At 67.5% G+C, this 19,590-nt stretch carries 14 protein-coding genes and 1 pseudogene; 8 read left to right on the top strand and 7 right to left on the bottom strand.

The features are described from left to right. The first annotated feature begins 706 nt into the window (after positions 1-706). Entirely contained in the window at positions 707-1,669 is a 963-nt protein-coding gene (locus tag ACFT41_RS17350; protein ID WP_377587491.1) for a hypothetical protein, read from the top strand. Then, positions 1,666-3,627: an Hsp70 family protein gene (locus ACFT41_RS17345; protein WP_377587492.1), complete on the top strand. Its 1,962-nt coding sequence runs from the start codon at positions 1,666-1,668 to the stop codon at positions 3,625-3,627. Before ACFT41_RS17350 ends, ACFT41_RS17345 begins: the two co-directional genes overlap by 4 nt. A 577-nt stretch (positions 3,628-4,204) precedes the next feature. Here the strand turns inward: ACFT41_RS17345 and ACFT41_RS17340 are convergent. From ACFT41_RS17340 to ACFT41_RS17325, 4 genes are all read right to left on the bottom strand, one after another. Further along, a complete protein-coding gene (locus tag ACFT41_RS17340; RefSeq protein WP_377587493.1) occupies positions 4,205-5,566 on the bottom strand; it encodes a tyrosine-type recombinase/integrase in 1,362 nt (453 codons plus the stop codon). A 231-nt stretch (positions 5,567-5,797) separates the two neighbouring features. Further along, positions 5,798-6,289, bottom strand: a complete 492-nt coding sequence (locus ACFT41_RS17335) for a hypothetical protein (RefSeq protein ID WP_377587494.1) — start codon at positions 6,287-6,289, stop codon at positions 5,798-5,800. 196 nt (positions 6,290-6,485) lie between these two features. Then, positions 6,486-7,940: a tyrosine-type recombinase/integrase gene (locus ACFT41_RS17330; protein WP_377587495.1), complete on the bottom strand. Its 1,455-nt coding sequence runs from the start codon at positions 7,938-7,940 to the stop codon at positions 6,486-6,488. Positions 7,941-8,123: 183 nt separating this feature from the next. Beyond that, a protein-coding gene (locus ACFT41_RS17325; protein ID WP_377587496.1) for an IS3 family transposase occupies positions 8,124-9,322 on the bottom strand; the annotation gives its coding sequence in 2 pieces (ribosomal slippage) (positions 8,124-9,034 and positions 9,034-9,322; 1,200 coding nt in all). A gap of 142 nt (positions 9,323-9,464) precedes the next feature. On the opposite strand from ACFT41_RS17325, the gene ACFT41_RS17320 reads away from it, so the two are divergent. Continuing rightward, positions 9,465-9,899: a GNAT family N-acetyltransferase gene (locus tag ACFT41_RS17320; RefSeq protein WP_377587497.1), complete on the top strand. Its 435-nt coding sequence runs from the start codon at positions 9,465-9,467 to the stop codon at positions 9,897-9,899. A 153-nt stretch (positions 9,900-10,052) separates the two neighbouring features. Further along, a protein-coding gene (locus ACFT41_RS17315; protein WP_377587498.1) for an IS3 family transposase occupies positions 10,053-11,464 on the top strand; the annotation gives its coding sequence in 2 pieces (ribosomal slippage) (positions 10,053-10,386 and positions 10,386-11,464; 1,413 coding nt in all). Positions 11,465-11,476: 12 nt separating this feature from the next. Here ACFT41_RS17315 and ACFT41_RS17310 read toward each other — a convergent pair. Both ACFT41_RS17310 and ACFT41_RS17305 read right to left on the bottom strand, forming a co-directional pair. Then, on the bottom strand, positions 11,477-11,653 hold the full coding sequence (locus ACFT41_RS17310; protein WP_377587499.1) for a DUF6444 domain-containing protein: 177 nt from the start codon (positions 11,651-11,653) through the stop codon (positions 11,477-11,479). Between the two features lie 62 nt (positions 11,654-11,715). Next, a complete protein-coding gene (locus ACFT41_RS17305; protein WP_377587500.1) occupies positions 11,716-12,051 on the bottom strand; it encodes a hypothetical protein in 336 nt (111 codons plus the stop codon). A gap of 224 nt (positions 12,052-12,275) precedes the next feature. On the opposite strand from ACFT41_RS17305, the gene ACFT41_RS17300 reads away from it, so the two are divergent. Further along, positions 12,276-12,785 (top strand): macro domain-containing protein, encoded by a 510-nt coding sequence (locus tag ACFT41_RS17300; RefSeq protein WP_377587501.1) that lies wholly within the window; start codon positions 12,276-12,278, stop codon positions 12,783-12,785. A gap of 221 nt (positions 12,786-13,006) precedes the next feature. Here ACFT41_RS17300 and ACFT41_RS17295 read toward each other — a convergent pair. Next, positions 13,007-13,234, bottom strand: a pseudogene (locus tag ACFT41_RS17295) (hypothetical protein); the annotation flags it as partial. Positions 13,235-13,322: 88 nt separating this feature from the next. On the opposite strand from ACFT41_RS17295, the gene ACFT41_RS17290 reads away from it, so the two are divergent. The 3 genes from ACFT41_RS17290 to ACFT41_RS17280 all read left to right on the top strand — a co-directional run bounded on the left by ACFT41_RS17290 (position 13,323) and on the right by ACFT41_RS17280 (position 19,443). After that, the gene (locus tag ACFT41_RS17290; protein ID WP_377587502.1) at positions 13,323-13,781 is read left to right on the top strand and encodes a helix-turn-helix domain-containing protein; all 459 of its coding nucleotides are present in this window, start codon (positions 13,323-13,325) and stop codon (positions 13,779-13,781) included. A 533-nt stretch (positions 13,782-14,314) separates the two neighbouring features. After that, complete coding sequence (locus ACFT41_RS17285) at positions 14,315-16,981, top strand: HAD-IC family P-type ATPase (protein ID WP_377587503.1); 2,667 nt, start codon at positions 14,315-14,317, stop codon at positions 16,979-16,981. 65 nt (positions 16,982-17,046) lie between these two features. Further along, entirely contained in the window at positions 17,047-19,443 is a 2,397-nt protein-coding gene (locus ACFT41_RS17280; protein WP_377587504.1) for a glycoside hydrolase family 65 protein, read from the top strand. The last annotated feature ends 147 nt before the right edge of the window (positions 19,444-19,590 follow it).

Raw genomic sequence — 19,590 nt, 5'->3', positions numbered from 1 at the left:
AAGTCTGCTCTTCGCTAGCTAGCACCCGCGCAGCTCGGGCAGCGTGCTGCGCCCGGCCACCGCGCCGGGCGAGGATCGCAACGCGGAGGTCCTCGGCTACAAGGGCGGCGACGACGAGACGGCTGCGCCCGGTCACCGTGCCGGGCGAGGACCGCAACGAGGTGGACGCCGACCGCGCCCGCCGCATCGTCAACGGCTGCGCCCGGCAACCGCGCCGGGCGAGGATCGCAACACCGCGCGGGAGCAGCCCGACGACGTCGGCACGGTGGCTGCGCCCGGCCACGGCGCCGGGCGAGGATCGAAACGCGATGGAATTCGAGAAGCAGATGTCCGCGTGCATTAATGCCTCGGGCGAGGATAGCGGCGACCATGACCTGCTTACCCTCACCCGGGTGCCCTGCAGGCTGTACCCCGGGTCGGCTGGCCCGGCCTGGTACAGAGGTGATGGCCGGTGTCTGCGCGTCGCGGCTGCTCCGTTTAACCCGAGTGGCGTCGACCTATCGCCGGTCCACTTCCGGCAGGGCGGTCTTGTCCGACAAGGCGAACCTGACCATCCAAGCTCTGTAGCACGTCGAGAAGCCGTTCATCGTCGGTCAGCGGCAAGTTCCAGCCAAAGCGACGATGGTGCTGCTGATTGCCCGATCTTTATATTCTGGACGCAGCGTGCGGTGAACGCCGATTTCCGAATATTGATCGGGGGGCAGCGATGTCACTCGTCGAGGAGTGGGAACGCGGGCGGGCGGCGCTGGCCGCGAGGCTTGCCGGCACCACCCCGCTGGCGGCCGGCGAGTTGCTGCGCGATGTGACACGAGGGCTCGTCCGGCCGTACTCGGATCGGCCTGAGGTCACGCCGCTGCAGGCGGCGTATGCGGCGTATGCGCTCGACACGCTGGCCCTGGCGCCGCTGGCGCTGCTGAACGCGACCACGACGACCGCGGCGGTGAGTGAAGACCACGACGTGCGCTTCGCACAACGACGTCCGGCGGTGGGCGAGGCGGTCTTGTGGCTCAGCCTCATCACGGTGGTTAGTGCCATTCTCACCGTTGTCGCCGCGTACGCATTGGATCCGATCCTGGCCGGCCTTGTAGGCGTGGTCGCCATCCTTGGCATCGTCGGCACGAGCTCGACACTGGTGAAGGTGCGGCCCGATGTTGCGTCGTTCATACAGCGCTACGGCCGACGCGCGGTGCCCCGTACCCTGCGGTGGATGCTGCGGTTGGTGCCTGCGCGAGCGGCCGTCGATGCCGATCCTCCACCGGAGGTGGCGTTGACGACCCAGGTGACGGCCGCGGACTGCGTGCGATGGCTGGACCACAGCATGCGCGCGGTGGATCGGATGCTCGGCAAGCTCGTCGGCGACGATCCGACGCCGCATGAGTGGCTGGCCGACGAGAACACCGCCCATGCCGTACAGGAGTTGCTCGATGCGGTGATCAAGAACGATGCCAAGCGCTGTCAGGTCGCGGCGGGACGGCTCGCCGCAGCATTGACTGCCGAAGGCGTCGTCGCCGTGATGTTCGACGACACCAACCGTGAGTTCTTCGATACCGCACCCTCTGGCCGGAGCTCGGCCGAGACCCTGCGCCCGGCTCTCGTGCAGCACCAGCCCACCGGCTTGGCGCTGATCCGTCGTGGGCTGGTCGCCGTACCGCCTCGGAGGGCGCATTGACCTCGGACCTGAAGTCGGTACAGCGGCTGGTTGGCTTCGACCTTGGCCACGGCGAGACCTCGGTGGCCCGGATGAATGTCACCAATGGGTCCCAGCCGTATGTCGTCGAGGTCTTCCCGGGCAGTCGCGTGGTCACGACCGCAGTCGCCAAGCTCCCCAGCGGAACCATCGTGATCGGCGACAACGCGGCGCTGCTGCCCGACGCCACCGACATGCAGGCGAAGTTCAAGAGCCCGCACATCGCCGACCCCCGGGTCCACCGGCCCACGTCGGCATTCGTCGGCGCAGTTCTGGACCTGCTCGTTGACAGCGGCGAGGCGATCGACGGCGACACACTGGTGGTGTTCGGTCATCCCTCCGGCTGGACCGAAACAGAGGTGGCCGACTATGAACAATTGCTGCGCCAATCGGTCGGACCGGCTCGTACGATGATGATGCCGGAGTCCAGGGCCGCGTTCCTGACCATTGTGCACGAACGTGACTCAGGTATGTCGGAAACCTCGATCGGCGAACGGGTCCTCATCATCGACATTGGTTCGTCGACGACCGACTTCACGGTCGCGCGGGGCTCGGTGACCACCGATGCACTGGGCGACGCCGGAAACTTCGACGGCGTCGCGCTCGGTGCCGGCCTCATCGAGGACATCCTGCTGGAGCGCGCGACGCGGGGCTGGAAGTACCGGAGGGTACGCCGTTGGCTTGAACGGCACCGGTCGGAACGCGTGCGCGCGTTGCTGGAGTTCCGGCGGGAGAAGGAGAAGTTTTTTTCCAGGGAGCACCTGTTTCGCCAGACCGGGCAGACGCTGATCGCGTCGGTGGAACTGATGACCTCGCGACGAACCCTGCTGACCGCCCGGCTGAGTGCCGAGGACTTCGATGCGGCGATGAACGCACCGTTGGCCACCCTGGGTGGAATGTCCTGGCTGGCCCGTTACCGGCACGACCTGCAGACAATCGCGGACAGTATCGGTGGTCCGCCCGGCCTGGTCATCGTCACCGGCGGCGGGAGCCGCATGGCATGTACCGTCGAAATCGCTAAGGAGACGTTTCCCGCTCCGACTCGGGTACACCGGGCCGGGCAGCCCGAGCACGCGATCTCCCTCGGGCTGGCCCGGGCCGGCACAATCCGCCGCCGCGCCGAGGGGTTCCGCGCCGAGGTGCGCGCCATGGTGGAGGCCCGCACCATCGCCGAGCTCGTCGAGTCCCGGCTGCCCGAATATGCCGACGTCTACGCCCGATGGCATACCGATGAGGTCTTCGGGATCGTGGCCCCTCGTGCGCTGGCCCGGTGGCGGCAAGGTGAGATCGAAACGCTCAATAAGGCGGCCACGGTGGTCGTCCAAGAGCTGCTTGACCATCTCGCCAGCCAACCGGCCCAGGACCGCCTGGCCGACCAGGCGCGGCCTTGGAATGAGAGCTTGGGTAGGCAGGTCGAGCAGCTTGTGGCGCAGGCGTGCGCCCGGCACGATATTCCGTTCGAGCTCATCGACCAATGGCGGGTCGAGCCTGGTGCGCCGCCCAACACGTGCGTCGACGTCAACGAAATCGCCTTTGAATCGTCACGGAATGCGTTGCTGCGTACCGGCTTCGTCGGCGGCGCGGTAGTCGGCGGCGGAGCTGGATCGCTGATCCCGATCCCAGTGCTCGGCACGGCGCTCGGCGCGGTCGTCGGAGCAGTCACTGGCACCTCTATCGGAGCGCTTACTGCGTTAACCTTCGACGTGGCTAACGTGCCATTACGCATGCGCAACTCGCAGACCGACGAACGTCTGCTCAAACGACTCGAGAGCAAGCGCGGCGAACAGCGGGAACGAACCCGTAGGATGGCGGTCGCCGCCTTGGTCGGCGACGCTCCGGACGCCGTCACCAACCGGGAACAGTTCATCGGCATCATGGTCAACCAGATCGAGCAGTCGCTCCTGAGAGCGGCCGAGAACGTTGAGATGATCATCAGATAGTCGGGTTCAACCGGCTTCGCACTCGGTTCGCCTTCACCGACGACTGATGGGTTCGCGCCCAGTGGGCACAGGAGGAGGGGCGCTGGCTGCTGCCCGGGGCCGTGGCCCCGCTGTGCCCGAACGCGGCCAGGATATAAGGGCCATCGCGGGCGCCCAGGCAGGGCGGGTGGTGCTCCGATGGTGCTCCGATGTTCGGCACCGAGCGAGCACGAACGCGGCAAGCCCAGCACGTTGCCGTCGCCATCAGTTGGCCACCTGCTGGACCCGTTGACCGCAGCGCGCGGACCAGCCGAAACGGAAAGCCCTTCGCCTGGACGAAGGGCTTGCGAAACAGCACGAGGTGTGAGACTTTGTATTCGGTGGGAGAGGTTAGCTACCCTTCCACCTACGGATCAGAAGGTTAGGGGTTCGAGTCCCTTCGGGCGCACAAGATCAAAGAACGCCTGGCCTGCGGAAACGCGGTCGGGGCGCTTCTTGTTGATCGCCCCGTCTGGACAGTGGGTGTCATGTGGGTGCCGTCAATTTCTGTAATCTTGGGCGGGTCGCGCAGGCTTTGACCTGGTCTTTCGCGTTGGCGTCACCCCTGCTTGGCGGGCGGTGTGTGCGCTTGTTTTGGGCGGGGGTTGGGGCGGTTGCTTCGGCCCCTCTTCCTGATCTTTTCGCGGGTTCGGCGGGCTGCGGCGAGAACCAGCCGGGCGGTGGCCTCGGCGCACTTACGCTGGGCATACGGCAGGACGCTGGTGTAGGTGTCGGCGGTGGTGACGATGCTCGCGTGACCGAGTAGATCTTGCACGGTCTTGAGATCGGCGCCGGCTTCGTGCGCGAGGGACGCCGCGCCGTGGCGGAGGTCGTGAAGCCGGATCGGTGGGAGGTCGGCCCGCTTGACGAGTCGGGTGAAGTGCCGCGTGGCGTACTCGGGGTGCAGCGGCCTGCCGTCGGGGCGGATGAACACGTAGCCGCTGTCGTAGCAGGTTTTGCCTGCCGCCTCGCGGGCGGCCTGTTGCTGACGCTGGCGGCGCAGGTGTTCGCGGAGCACGGCCACGGTGTGCTGGTCGAGAGCGACAGTGCGCGTGCTGGCGGCCGTTTTGGGCTCTCCCTCGATGATCCGGTAGCCGACCACAGTGCGGCTGCGGAAGATGAACAGCACGCCGTGGTCGAGGTCGATGTCGGTCCAGCGTAGGCCGCATGCCTCGCCGCGGCGGAGGCCGCGTAGGGCGATCAGCCACCACAGGGCGAAGAGCCGGTCGGTGGTGACCGCGTCGAGGAACGCGGCGAGGTGGGGCGCGGTCCACACGGCTACCGACGGCCGTCGACCGGTTGCCCTCCACTCCGCGACGCGGGCCGGTGTCCAGACCTGGGCGTGTGGCTTGCGGTAGGACGGGAGTTCGAGGTGCCGGATCGGGTTGGCGTCGAGGAGGCCCTCCCGGACAGCGAGGTTGAGCGCCGCGCGAAGGGTGGTCCGCAGGTGCTGCAGGCATGAGGGCGACTGTGGCTGGCCGCGCCCGTTCGTGGTCTGTGCGATGTCGTCGAAGCCGCCGCGGATTCGCCGGATGTTGAGCTCGGCCAGGGTGATCCTGCCCATGTGCGGGATGAGGAACTGCTCGATGTCCCGGGCGTACTGGGCCCTGGTGGTGTCCTTGATCTTGGTGCGGGTGGAGAGCCAGTATCGCAGCCACCGCTCCAGGGTCCATCCCTGCGCGGTGCGTTCCTCGCCGGTCTGGGTCAGCCACTCGTCGCGCGCCTGGCCGGCGGCCGCCTTGGAGCGGAAGCCGCCTCGGCGGGACCGTGCCGGCCTGCCGAACGCGTCGGTCGCGGAGCAGGCGAAGTACCAGGTGCCGTGGCCGCGTTCCGGCAGGCGGGGGCAGTGTTGCTCCAGCCGCTTTTTCGTGCCGTTGTGCCGGCAGCCACACCGCTTGTAGATAGTTCCCGAACTGGCCATAGCCACTCCCTACTTCGCACCTCAGGAAAGTTTGCGAGAAGTAGTCACATTCTCTGGTGTGGTGCCGAGGGTTGGCGGACCGCGGGTCCGTCGCGCTGGTCGATCTCGATTCGACGCCGGAGGCGTGTCCGGCTGCTGCCGACCCACCTCTGGCGGGCCATACCGATCCCGCCGACCGCCGAGGAGACGATAGGCCGCGGCGTCGAAGAGAACTTGCGTCGTGCTGGACTTCTACGTGCCAGCGGCGATGTCGACAGCGAGCGCGACGAGGGCCGTGAACGCTTGGAGGACGCCGAAGGCCAACGCCCATAACGCGATCCGGGCTTCGACCGTCATGCGCCTGCTGAGCGTCTCGGTCACCGCCGGTGCCGCGACACTGTGAGCAGTTGGTGGCGTCGGGGAGATCGGCAGGGGCGCGAACGACGGCGGCACGATGTGCAAACGGCAGAGCCAGGGATCCAGCAAGTTAGCGGCGCCAAGGTGACGAACCCATGCCACCATCTTCTGTCGCTTGTGTTGCCGACAGCCGACGAGAATCTTGCCGTCCCTCGTGCACGGCTTCCTGGTGGTCTTGGTCAGGACAAGGCACTTGGCGTCGATCCTGAAGCCGAAGTAGTAGCAGATGTACAGCAAGGCGACTGCCGAGAAGAACAGGATGCAGACGACGTTCTCCCAGAACGTGGGCTGCGGGGCGGGCTCCGGATTCGCTGCCACGAGAAGCACGACAGTGCAATCTACAGCAGGCGACCAACCAGCCTCGGAACGTGAGCGCCCTGCGGGTGATCGGCGACAGCTGCTACCCGACGTTCGGCACGAGCTCGCCGCACCTGGCGCTGCAGCGACCGTCAGGGGTCCGGGCCGGCAGGCGACGATGATGCTCGCCCGTCGCGGCGCCGCCCGGAGCCCCAGACGACGATCGTCAGCGGGACTCGTGTGCCTGGCTGGGTCGTCGGTGCACCAAGGATCGGAGCCGGGGGGCTCTCGTTGCCGAGGATGGCTTGCGCCGAGCGCGGCAGGCGGGCGCTGTCACCGCTGGCACCTCGTCGGGGCGTTCCTGCGGTGGCTTCGGGTTGTGGCTGAGCTGGCGGCGGATCTCGGCACCGGGTTTGCCGGCGTCAAGGACCAGGCGGGCGGTGGCTTCGGCGGCTTCCCGCTGAGATTCGGGCAGGACGCTGGTGTAGATGTCGGCGGTGAGTTGGATGCTGGCGTGCCCGAGTTGGTCTTGCACCGCCTTGAGATCGGCGCCGGCTTCCCGGGCCAGGGTCGCGGAGCCGTGCCGCAGGTCGTGTAGTCGGATGGGCGGCAGCCCTGCCCGGTTGACCAGCAGCCGTAGCCGCTGAGTGAGATAGCCCGGATGGACCGGCATCCCGTTGGGGCCGGTGAACACGTAGCCGCTGTCGTGCCACACCTTTCCGATCGCGGCCCGCGTGCCGCGCCGCTGGTGTTGCCGCTCGCGGTGCTGGCGCAACACTCGTACGGTGTGTTGGTCCAGGGCCACGCTGCGGCGGCTGGTCGCGGACTTCGGTGGCCCTTCGTGCACGTGGTAGCCGGCGGTGGTGCGCTGCCGCACCACCGACAGTTGCCCCGCGTGTAGGTCGACTTCGCTCCAGCGCAGGCCGGCTGCCTCCCCTCGGCGTAGGCCCCGCAGGGCGATCAGCCACCACAGGGCGAACAGGCCGTCGTCGCGGACGTAGTCGAGGAAGGCAGCCAGCTGCGTTGGTGTCCACACGGCGATGGTGGGCCGTTCACCAGTGGCGTTCCACTCGGCGACCCGGGCCTCGGTCCACACCTGGGCCTGTGGACGGGGGCGCGCGGGTAGTTCCAGGTGGCGGGCCGGGTTATGGGTGAGCAGGCCCTCGCGCACGGCGCCGGTCAGCGCCGCCCGCAACGTGGTGTGGACGTGCCGCAAGGTGCACGCGCTCTGCAGTTGCCCCGACCGGTTACGGGTGGCCGCGATCTGCGCGAACGCCGCCGTGAGCTGCCGTGGGTTCAGGTCGCCGAGGATCAGCTGGCCGATGTGCGGGATCAGGAACCGCTCGACGTCGTGGGTGTAGTGCATTCGCGTCGTCGGCCGGATCCGGTTCCTGGTCGACAACCAGTACCGCAACCAACGGGCGACCGTCCAGCACCGGCCGGACTGCTCCTCACGCGACAACGCCAGCAGCTCGTCGCGGGCCTTGCGCGCCGCCGCTTCCGACGGGTAACCACCCCGACGGATCCGCTCCGCCCGTCCCAGCAGGTTTCGGGTTGAGCAGTGGAAGTACCAACTGCCATGCCCGCGCTGCGCCAACAGCGGACAGGACGCACCGCGCCGCCTGCCCGTCTCCGGGTCCACACATCGGCACCGCTTCACGATGACACCGTGACCGTTCATGATCCCCCCTTGACCTGGTAAGCACCCATCCTCACCAGGCCCGAGAACGAACCGGTCCGCCTTTGTGTTATTTGTTCACCATTCGGCCGGTAGGAGTGGTATAGATTACTATCGGTGTGGACTCCTGGCATGGTCGTGTCATGCCAGCGCCGGGGGCTTGACCCCTGATCCTGGACACGGGTTTTATGCGGCCGGGGCCAGCGTAGCTGGCGCTGGCCTGGTGTTCTTCTCGTAGGTGATCGGTGATTGCTGTCCGAGTCGGGAGTGGCGTCGGACGGTGTTGTAGCGGTGTAGCCAGCGGAACGCGGTCAGTCGGGCTTCGTGTTCGTCGGTGAAGGCGCGGCGGCCTTGCAGGGTCTCGCGTTTGAAGGTGGCGTTGAACGACTCCGCGGCGGCGTTGTCGGCGGAGCTACCGACCGCGCTCATCGACTGCCGGACCCCGGCGGCCTGGCATTCGGCAGCGAAGGCCCGAGAGGTGTACTGAGCTCCGTGGTCGGTGTGCATGATCGCCCCGTGCAGGCTGCCCCGGGTCCGCTGCGCGGCGTGCAGGGCGTCGATGACCAGGTCGGTGCGCATGTGATCCGCGATCGCCCAGCCCGCGAGGCGCCGGGAGTGCAGGTCCAGGACGGTGGCCAGGTAGAGGAACCCGCGCTCACCCACCGGCAGGTAGGTGATGTCGCCGACGTAGCGCTGATTCGGCTGCCCGGCGGTGAAGTCCCGGCCGATCAGGTCCGGGGCCTTCGCCGCGGCCGGGTCCGGCACCGTCGTACGGGTGCGACGTCGCAGCCGCAGTCCTTGCACGCCGAAGCGGCGCATCACCCGCGCGACCCGCTTACGGTTGACCGCCAGACCGGCATCGCGCAGCTCGGCGGTGACCCGTGGTGCCCCGTAGGTGCCGTCGTGAGCCGCGTGCACCGCCCGGATCCGGCCCACGAGAGCAACGTCCGCGGCCTGGCGGGCGGCCCGCGCTTCGGCGGCCGAGCGCCAGTAGTAGAAGCTCGACCGGGACACCCCGATGATCTGACACAACCGCTTCACGCCGTAGCGCTGCTGGTGGTCGGCGACGAACTGGAAGCGGTTCACCAGCGCGTCTCCCCGGCGAAATACCGGGCCGCCTTCCGCAGAATGTCCCGCTCTTCCTCCAACTCCCGGACCCTGCGTCGCAACGCGGCGTTCTCGTCCTCCACCGAGCCGGCCGCCGGCGGCGCCGCCGGCCCGGACGTCGCGCCCCGACGCTGATCATCGGCGCGCACCCAACTACGCAACGTCTCCCGATTCACCCCGAGATCATCAGCGACCTGCGCGATCGTCGCCCCCGGCCGAGACCGGTACAACGCAACCGCGTCGGCCTTGAACTCGGCGGGGTAGTGCTTCATCACCATCTGTCAGAGACTCCTGATCTCCCCGGACCATCACGATCCAAGGCTCAAGTGTCCAGGACCAGGGGGCAACTCCCAGTTGAGCGTCGATCTTTAAGACGCGCGGTCGATGTCATCGGAGCTATCAGGCAGGCACACTGCGTGCATGTCGATTTCGACCTCGCCCGGACCTGTCCAGCTAGAGACGGTGCGACCTGACGACAGCGACGCGGTCGCGCAGGCGTTCGAGCTCGGCTGCCAGTTCAGGGCTCGACTCGGTATGCAGATGCGTGGGGCCTATGAGCAGGCGGCCGGGGATGGGCACCTGCTGGTGGCCAAGCAAGATGGCAGAGTGATCGGGTTCGCGCTCTACGGAGTCGCCTACCAGCGAGTCCGCCTCGCCTATCTGTGCGTGAGCACGGAACACCGCCGTGGCGGAATCGCCACCATGTTCGTAGAGCACCTCTCGGCGAAGCACTCTGATCTGGCCGGCATAAGCGTCAAGTGCCGCCAGGACTACGGGATCGACAAGCTTTGGATCGATCTTGGATTCCACAAGAGATCACAGGTGCGGGGGCGAAGCCCAATACCGTCAACTTAGCGTGTCTGGCCTGGTCAGGACCCACAGTCTGATCCCTGTCTGTCAGGGTGAGTTGAGGCCAGCGGTTCATAGCAAGTCCGCCGGACAGGGCGAGGTCAGGATCGAGAAGCGTTGAGTACTGCTGTTGACGTCGTGGCGGCCCAGGATGGGGTCATGAGTCGTAGGAAGGGTCCGCGTTCGGGCGGGCCGCGGGCGCGGCGGTCGTTCACACCGGGGCAGAAGCTGGAGTTGCTGGCCGGGTATGAGCAGGCTGTCGCGGCTGGTGAGGGTGGGGCGTTCCTGCGGCGGGAGGGTTTGTACTCGTCGTTGATGTCGGAGTGGCGCCGGGCTCGCGATGCCGGCTTGTTGCAGGGCAAGGCCGTCGGGGAGACGGTCGGGCGGCCGTCGGCGGAGCAGGCGGAGATCGCCCGGTTGCGTCGTGAGTTGGAGTTGGCGCGGGCCAGGCTGGCGCGGACGGAGACGGCGTTGACGATCATGGGAAAAGCGCGCGAGCTCTTGGAGGACATCTCCAGGAGCGAGCCGGACGGTCCGGACGTGTTCGGGCTCGGCAGACGCTGATGGACACCTACCACCAGTTGACCGGGGCGAGGATTCCGACGCGGGACGCGGGACGGCTGACCGGGATCGCCCGGTCCAGCGCCGTACGTGACCGGCGGCGGCCGACACCGGCGGCGCCGGTGCGGCGAGCGCCGGCGAACGCGCTCACCCCGGTCGAGCGTGAGCGGGTCCTGCGGCTGGTCAACAGTGCGGAGTTCGTCGACGCGGCCCCGGCCCAGATCTACGCGGCGCTGCTGGACCAGGGCGTGTACGTCGCTTCGATCGCCACCATGTATCGGGTTCTGCGTGAGCACGCGCAGGTCCGCGAGCGTCGCCGGCTGGCCCGGCACCCGGCCCGCCGGCGTCCCGAGCTGGTCGCCGACGCACCGGGGCAGGTCTACACCTGGGACATCACGAAGCTGGCCGGACCGGTGAAGGGCGTCTACTACGACGCCTACGTGATGATCGACATCTACTCCCGGTACATCGTCGGGGTCCGGGTGCACGCCCGCGAGTCCGGTCCCCTCGCCGAGAGCATGATGCGTGAGGTGTTCGACGTCCACGGCGTCCCGCACGTCGTGCACGCCGACCGGGGCACCTCGATGACGTCGAAGTCGGTGGCTGATCTCCTCGAAGACCTCGCCGTGACTCGCTCGCACTCCCGGCCGAAGGTGTCCAACGACAATCCGTACAGCGAGGCCTGGTTCAAGACGTTGAAGTACGCGCCGGTCTTCCCGGACCGGTTCGCGTCCCTCGCCCACGCCCGAGCGTTCATGAACGACTTCGTGACCTGGTACAACCACGCCCACCGGCACTCCGGGATCGGCCTGCACACCCCCGCCGACGTCCACCACGGCCGCCACCACACCGTCCGCGCCAACCGCGAAACCACCCTCGCCGCAGCCCGAACGGCCCACCCGCAACGGTTCGGCACCACCCGGCCCCTACCCAAGATCCTCGACCTGCCCCAACAGGTCTGGATCAACAAACCCGACCAGCAAACGAAACCCGTGCCACAAGCTGCCTAACTCCCGTTGGCCTCAATCCCTTGACACGTTCCGATCCGACGACGGCGGCTTACCAGAGTTCCTCGACGACATCCCCAACCGGGCTTCAAGCTCGGCGATCCGAGCCAGAGCCTTCTCCAGCAGAGCCATCAACTCCGCATTACGCGCGAGCAACTCCTCATAAGAAGGCTGCGGCGGCTGGGCGGACACGACACCGGAACCTACCAGCCTCCACGAAGGACCAGGACCGGACCCGCCACAGACCTATCCAGTTACTCTGCCCGAATGATGTTCTTCGGCGCGTTCGCCGGGGCCACATCGATGGTGTCGAGTCCGGCCGGTCGGAAGTCGTACTCGTCGAGGTAGGCCAGGCTCGCCGGACCCAGTACCTCGGTGAACGGCAGGACCGTGCGCAGCCGGTCAGAGTCGGTCAGTATCTCGACGGGCAAACCGCGCAGTCTCTCGCGCATGACTCGGGCCCAATCGCCTGTCGGCACGGTGACGGTGGCGGCGTCGCCGCAATCGACGATCCCGGCCCAGCCTGGCGGGCAGAGCAGCGATCTGGCCGAGACAGCTACTTCTATGCCGCCGTCGGCAGGGAAGGCCATCGCAACTCAAGCCATCCCAAGCCATGCCTGCCGAGCCCGAGCGATCAACGGATCATGCCTCCTCGCGCCCGGGCCCGGTTTCACACCACCGAGTTCGCAGCTGTCAGGGTCGGCGTCCTCTTGCCGTAGGCCGGGCGTCGCGTCTTCTGATCAGGTTGGACGGAGTTGCGTGGCCGGTTGCGGACGATGGCCATGTGCCCTCGTTGATGTGCCAGGATTCTGCTGTGGTGGTGATCGAGGTCGTCCTGGGTGACAACACGCGGGAGAACGTGGACGCCATTGTCACGGCCGCGAATGAGTCGCTTCTGGGTGGCGGTGGTGTCGACGGGGCGATCCACGGTGCTGCCGGGCCTCGGCTGGCCCGGGCGGGTGGTGTGATCGGCCCGTGCGAGCCGGGTGAGGCGATGCCGACCCCGGCGTTCGACCTCGACCCGCCGGTTCGGCACGTCATCCACACGGTCGGGCCGGTCTGGGAGGGCGGCGGCTGCGGTGAGGACGATGTTCTGGCCTCCTGCTACCGCAGGAGCTTGCAGGTCGCGGATGAGCTCGGCGCCCGGACTGTGGCTTTCCCGGCGATCGCGACTGGCGTGTACGGCTTTCCTGCCGAGCGGGCGGCGCGGATCGCCGTAGCAACGCTCGGGTCCGTACCGACGAACGTTCAACGGGTACGACTCGTCGCATTCGACGAAGACATCCAGGATCACCTGCAGGCCGCGATGGCAGCCACAGGCTGACCCGTTGAGAGGGGTGCGTCCCGCGGTTCGGCAAGCAGGGCTGGTGCAGGTGGGGTTCAGTCGGTTCCCCCTCCGCCTCCGCCGGTGTCGAAGGTCGCCGCGTCGCCATACGCGGTGTTCTCCGCGATGGCGGCGGAGTGCCGGTCGGGAACGCCTCGGCCCCGCTGGAAGACGTCGCGACCAGGGCGCGGCGAGTTACGGCGTATGGATCGCATGGCGGCCCGCGCGGCGTCCGCGAGTAGCGGGGTGAACCGCTGGACCCACCGGTAGACGGTGACGTGGTCCACCTCGACACCGCGTTCGACCAGCAACTCCTCCACGTCTCGGTAGGAGAGGTCGAACCGCAGGTACCAGTGGACCGCCAGCACGATCACCTCGGGCGGGAACCGGAACCCGACGAACGCCGACGACGACGGGGACCAGGATCGAACACGAGACGACGACCTCACTAGCCAAGCAGACCACGCCGGGCAAGCTGAAGTCGATCATGCTTTCGCCCAACGCAACAGACCCCGCTGGCTCCGTCAGGGGGCCGATATGTCGCCTTTGTCGCTTTCTTCGTTGTCGGGCCGGTATCTGTCTTTCGCTGAGCGTGAAGAGACCGCCCTGCTCAAAGCGCAGGGTAAAGGCGTGCGGGAGATCGCTCGGGCGGTGGGTCGTGATGCGTCGACGATCTCGCTCCCCGCCGCGTCGAGGTCTCAGCAACACGCCGGCCAGCAGGAGGAGCGCGGCGACCAGCGCGATCGGCTGAGCGCCGAGCGTGGCCCCTGCCCGATCGAGCACCGCTCCCACCCGCTAGACGTGACCAACGCTTGTCCCACTATGACCGTTTGGGGCTATCGTACTGTCGATCTGTGTGGCAGTGACCGTTCCCTCGCCTCGCTGGCGGGAAGGTTGGTGCTGGCCGGGCTGGTAGGGCCGTGCCGATCGTCGCGGTCGATCCGTAGCTCCCGCTCCAGCTCGACGACGACCGCGCTCGAGTTGTCCAACCGCTGACCAGTGCGAGCCGGTCGACCTCGTCCGGTACCCGTTCCCTTCTCGATAAGGTCCGGCCCGTAGACGTGGAGTGTGACCGTTGCCAGCGGGAGGAGGCCCGGCGCCGGGCAGGCTACGCCACAGGACCGTCACGACGATCGGGAACCCAGGTGAGAGGCGCGCCAGGCGCACACCCGGACCACCCGCATGCGCCGAAGTAGGCGGAGTCCCATGTCATGCCGGGACGAAGATCGGCGCTGTCACCAGGAAGTCGAAGAGTTCCAACCGTGCCGGAAGGAGTCCTGCGGTCGGTGATCGTAGGCGGAGCCGTGAGGGGTCGATGGGGTACAACTTTTACCTCCTTTTTGAGTGTTTATCGGTCGGCCGCCGTCGGTTTGGCCGAGGATTTCAGCGAATGCTCAGACTGCAGCTCGCTCTCCGGGTCAGGGTGACCTGGCTTCGGGGCAGACGGCGTGAGTCCGATTTTCGAATGTGAGGCGCTGGTGAGGTCTGGAGAGCCGGCTGAGTCACCTCGCCAGGACGGGCACCATGCCATGCCTTCCCACGAGGTGGTGCTCCTGCTGGGGACGGACCCGCACCGTGGTGTGAGTGGGGAGGAGGCTGCGCGCCGTCTGGAGCGGTACGGGCGCAACGTGCTGCCTGCCGCTGGTGGCGGTGGTGTCCTGCGCCGGGTTCTGCGGCAGTTCCACCATCCGCTGATCTACGTGTTGGTGGCGGCCGCGGTGATCACGGCGGTCCTCGACGAGTACGTCGACTCGGCAGTGATCTTCGGTGTCGTGCTGGTCAACGCGGCGATCGGGTACGTGCAGGAGTCCAAGGCGGAGGCCGCGTTGGACAGCCTACGGTCGATGGTGCGCACCGAGGCGCGGGTGGTGCGCGACGGGCAGGAGAGGATGATCTCCTCGGACGAGCTGGTTCCGGGCGACCTGATCGTGCTGGATCCGGGCGACAAGGTGCCGGTCGACCTGCGCCTGGTCCGCCTGGCTGAGCTGCGGGTGGACGAGTCGGCGCTGACCGGCGAGTCGGTTCCGGTGCCGAAGGACGAGGCGGAACTGCCGGATGTCACCGATGTGGCGGACCGACGCAACATGGTCTACTCGGGCACCCTGGTCACGGCGGGCAGTGGGGCCGGCATCGCGGTAGCCACCGGCGCCGAGACGGAATTGGGGCAGATCCACCGGCTGGTGAGCTCGGCCGAGACGTTGGCGACCCCGTTGACCCGCAAGCTGACCCGGTTCAGCAAGGTGTTGACGGTGGCCATCCTCGTCCTGGCGGCGGTGACCTTCGGTGTCGGTGTGCTGCGTGGGCAGGACGCGGCCGAGACCTTCACCGCGGCCATCGCTCTCGCGGTGGGGGCGATTCCCGAAGGGCTGCCGGCGGCGGTCACCATCACGTTGGCCATCGGGGTGACGCGGATGGCGCGACGGCGGGCGGTGGTGCGCCGGCTGCCGGCGATCGAGACACTGGGTAGCACCACGGTCATCTGCTCCGACAAGACGGGCACGTTGACCGAGAACCAGATGACGGTGCGGGCGGTGTGGACACCGGACGGGGAGTTCACCGTCACCGGTTCGGGCTACCGGCCCGAGGGGGAGATCTGTGACGGTTCGGGCGCCGCGACCAAAGCGGCGACCAGTGGGGCGCTGCACTGGTGTCTGCTCGCGGGCGCTGGTTGCACCGACGCTCGGATACGCGAGGAGAGTGGTGAGTGGATCCTCGCCGGCGACCCGACCGAGGGCGCGATGCTGGTGGCCGCCGGGAAGGGCGGCATCGTCCGCGATCAGTTCGATGAGGAGTGTCCGCGTACCGCCACCATTACCTTCAGCTCCGAGCGGCAGTACATGGCCACCCTGCACAGTGAGCGCGACTCCGGACGTGAGGTCGTGCTGGTCAAGGGCAGCGTCGAGCGGGTCGTGTCGATGTGTCGGTCAGAGATGGCTGCCGACGGGGACAACCGCCCGTTGGATGCCGATGCGGCCCTCCGTGCGGCGGAGGTACTGGCCGGCCGGGGACTTCGAGTACTCGCGACGGCCATGCGCACTGGTGGCGGGTCCGTCGGCTTCGGCGAACAGGACCTGCCCGGCACCCTGAGCCTGACCGGCCTGCAGGCCATGCTGGACCCGCCCAGGAGCGCCGCCGCGCCCGCAGTGCAGGCCTGTCACACCGCCGGCATCGACGTCAAGATGATCACCGGGGATCACGCGGCGACGGCCACCGCCATCGCCACCCACCTCGCCATACTTGGCGACGAGCATGAAGGACAGGTGCTCACCGGCAGAGACCTGGAGGCGTTGCCCGCCGAACGGTTCCCGGAGGCGGTGGACCGCGCCGCAGTGTTCGCCCGGGTGTCACCGGAGCAGAAACTGCGGCTGGTCGAGACGCTGCAGCAGCGAGGACACGTGGTCGCGGTGACCGGTGACGGGGTCAATGACGCCCCGGCCCTGCGCCAGGCGAACATCGGCATCGCCATGGCGCGCAGTGGGACCGAGGTGGCCAAGGAAGCCGCCGATATGGTGCTGACCGACGATGACTTCGCCACCATCGAAGCCGCGGTCGAGGAGGGCCGCGGGGTGTTCGACAACCTCACCAAGTTCATCGTCTGGACGCTTCCGACGAACCTCGGCGAAGGTCTGGTCATCTTCGTGGCCATCGTCCTGGGCGCCACCCTGCCGCTGCTGCCGACACAGATCTTGTGGATCAACATGACCACAGCGGTCCTGCTCGGCCTGATGCTCGCCTTCGAACCGAAGGAGGCTGGCATCATGCGACGGCCGCCGCGCGACCCCCGTCGACCCCTGCTGACCGGCGCTCTCGTGGTCCGGATCGTGCTGGTGGCAGCGCTGCTCGTCGTCGGCGCGTGGTGGCTGTTCCAGTGGGAACTGGACCGCGGCGCCGGTGTGGCCGAAGCGCGTACCGCTGCGCTCAACCTCTTCGTCGTGGTGGAGACGTTCTATCTGTTCAGCTGCCGGTCCCTGCTCCACTCGGCCTGGCACGTCGGTCTCTTCTCCAACCGGTGGATCCTGGCCGGTGTGGTGCTCCAGGCCGTCGCCCAGCTCGCCATCACCTACCTGCCGGTCATGAACAGCGTGTTCAACACCGCGCCGATCGGCGGCGATGTCTGGCTGCGCATCCTGGCGGCCGCGGCCGCCGCCGCAGCCGTGGTTGCGATCGACAAGCGACTACGAAAGCATCTGATGTGACCTTGCGAGACCCGGCGAAGGCTTATCGTGCGTGCGGGCTGTGCCGCCTGCCCGATGACGAGTGGTTGCTGCGCTATGAGGGCTTCGACGCCGCCGACGAGGGAACACGGGAGGCGTTGCTGGCGCTGGGCAATGGCTATCAGGTGACCCGCGGCGCGACGAGCGAGTCCACCGCCGACGGTGTGCACTATCCCGCCACCTACCTCGCGGGACTCTACAACCGGTTGGTCTCCGATGTCGGCGGCCGCCGGCGGGTCGACGAGAGCCTGGTCAACCTGCCCAACTGGTTGCCGTTGACGTTCCGCCATCCGAACGGGCCCTGGTTCTCCCGCGCGGCGTTCCACGTCGCGCACTACCACGTGGCGCTCAACCTGCGACAAGGTGCGGAACAGCGGGACATCGTGGTCCGAGACCCGCACGGTCGGCGCACCCGCATCGTCCAGGAGCGGATCGTCTCCATGGATCGTCCGCATGTGGCCTGTCTCCGTACGACCATCACCGCCCTGGACTGGTCGGGACCGCTGCTTGTCCGTAGCCTTCTGGACGCCCGCGTCACCAACGACAACGTCGCCGAGTACGGCGCGTTGGCCCGGCATCACCTGACCGACTGTGCCACCGGGCACCGGGGGGATACCTGCTGGCTGACCGTACGAACCACACAGTCCCGTATCCGGATCGCCCAGGCCGCCCGCACAGTGCTCTACCAGCATGACGAGCCGGTCTCCTTACAACAGCTCAGTGGTCCGGGGTACGTCGGGCACGAGATCCACCTGACCATGACATCGGGAATGCCGGTCGTGATCGACAAGACCGTCGCCGTGTACACCTGCCGGGATCGGGCCATCTCCGAACCGCTGGACGCCGCGTTGGAAGAGATCACTACCGCGCCACAGTTCCCCGCTCTACGGGATACGCACCTCCTGGCCTGGGAACAGCTCTGGCGGCGTTTCCACTTCCGCATCGGCGGCCACGATCTGCTCCGGGAACAGCGTGCCCTCAACGTACACCTGTTTCACGTCGCGCAGACCCTGTCCGGGTACACTGCGGACGCTGACGCGGGCGTGCCCGCTCGGGGGTGGCACGGCGAAGGCTACCGGGGACACGTCTTCTGGGACGAACTGTTCGTCTTTCCACTGCTCAACCTGCGTACCCCCGAGCTCACCCGGGCCCTGCTGCTCTACCGGCACCGTCGGTTGCCCCAGGCTCGCAGACTCGCCCGCACGCTCGGTCAGGCCGGCGCGCTGTTCCCGTGGCAGAGCGGCAGTGACGGCCGCGAGGAGACACCTGACTGGTTCCACAACCCGCTCTCACAGCGGTGGATGCCCGACAACTCCCGCCGGCAACACCACGTCAACCTGGCCGTGGCCTACAACGTCTGGCAATACCACCAGGCCACCGACGATATCGACTTCCTCGCCACCTACGGTGCCGAACTCCTCGTCGACATCGCCCGGTTCTGGGCGACCATCGTCGACCACGACCCGCAGGACGACCGATACCACATCCGGGGAGTGATGGGCCCGGACGAGTTCCACGACGGCTACCCCGACCGTCCAGGAGCAGGCATCGACGACAACGCCTACGTCAACATCATGACCGCCTGGGCGCTCGCGCGGACAGCCGACGCCTACCGAGTGCTCGGCGGGCATCACACCGACGACCTGTGGCGGCGTCTGGGGGTCAACGACCAGGAAGTCACCAACTGGGACCACCTCAGCCGGCGTCTGTACGTCCCGTTCCTGCCCAACGGCCTGATCAGCCAGTTCGAGGGCTTCGCCGACCTCGACGAACTAAACCTTGACGCATATCGCGACCGGTACGGCGACGTCGGCCGCCTCGACCTAATCCTCGAGGCCGAGGACGACCACACCAACCGCTACCAGACGTCGAAACAGGCGGACGTCCTGATGCTCTTCTACCTACTCAGCGCGGAAGAACTCACCGGGCTCCTGAACCGACTGGGCTACGACTTCGACCCCGCGACCATCCCAGCTACCGTTCACCACTACCTCGCCCGTACTACTCACGGATCGACCCTCAGCCGTGTGGTGCACTCCTGGGTCCTCGCCCGCACCGGACGCTCCCAGTCCTGGCATCTCCTGCGTGACGCACTCGCCACCGACCTGTCCGACACCCAGGCCGGCACCACCCGTAAGGGCATCCACCTTGGCGCGATGGCGGGCACCGCCGACATCCTCCAGCGCTGCTACACCGGCCTGGAAACCCGCGACGACGCACTCCACCTCCACCCGCAACTACCGGACACCCTCACCCACCTCGACTTCGATCTGCACTACCGCGGGCACCGGCTCCGCATCCACTGCAACCACCACTTCGTCTCAGTGCACGCACTACCCACCGCAGCCCCGCCAGTCACCGTCACCATCAACGGCCACGCCTATTCGCTCACCGGCGAGAGCCGCGTGCGCCAGGATCTCGTGATCCGGCAGCCACGCCCGTAGGTGCTCGACACCGACGCATCCGCGTCAACAACCGTCGAAGACGGCCGGGTTTACCCGCGCAACCAAAGGGGTACGCCGCCTAGTTCTTTCCGCCTGCCATCTGGGAGTTGCGATGAGACCGGAGTCCAACCGGGGCACCAGGGTGAG

The organism is Micromonospora sp. NPDC057141 (assembly GCF_042670805.1).
In the GTDB taxonomy this organism is placed as follows: Bacteria; Actinomycetota; Actinomycetes; order Mycobacteriales; family Micromonosporaceae; genus Micromonospora.
This window is presented reverse-complemented; position numbering and strand designations above follow the sequence as displayed.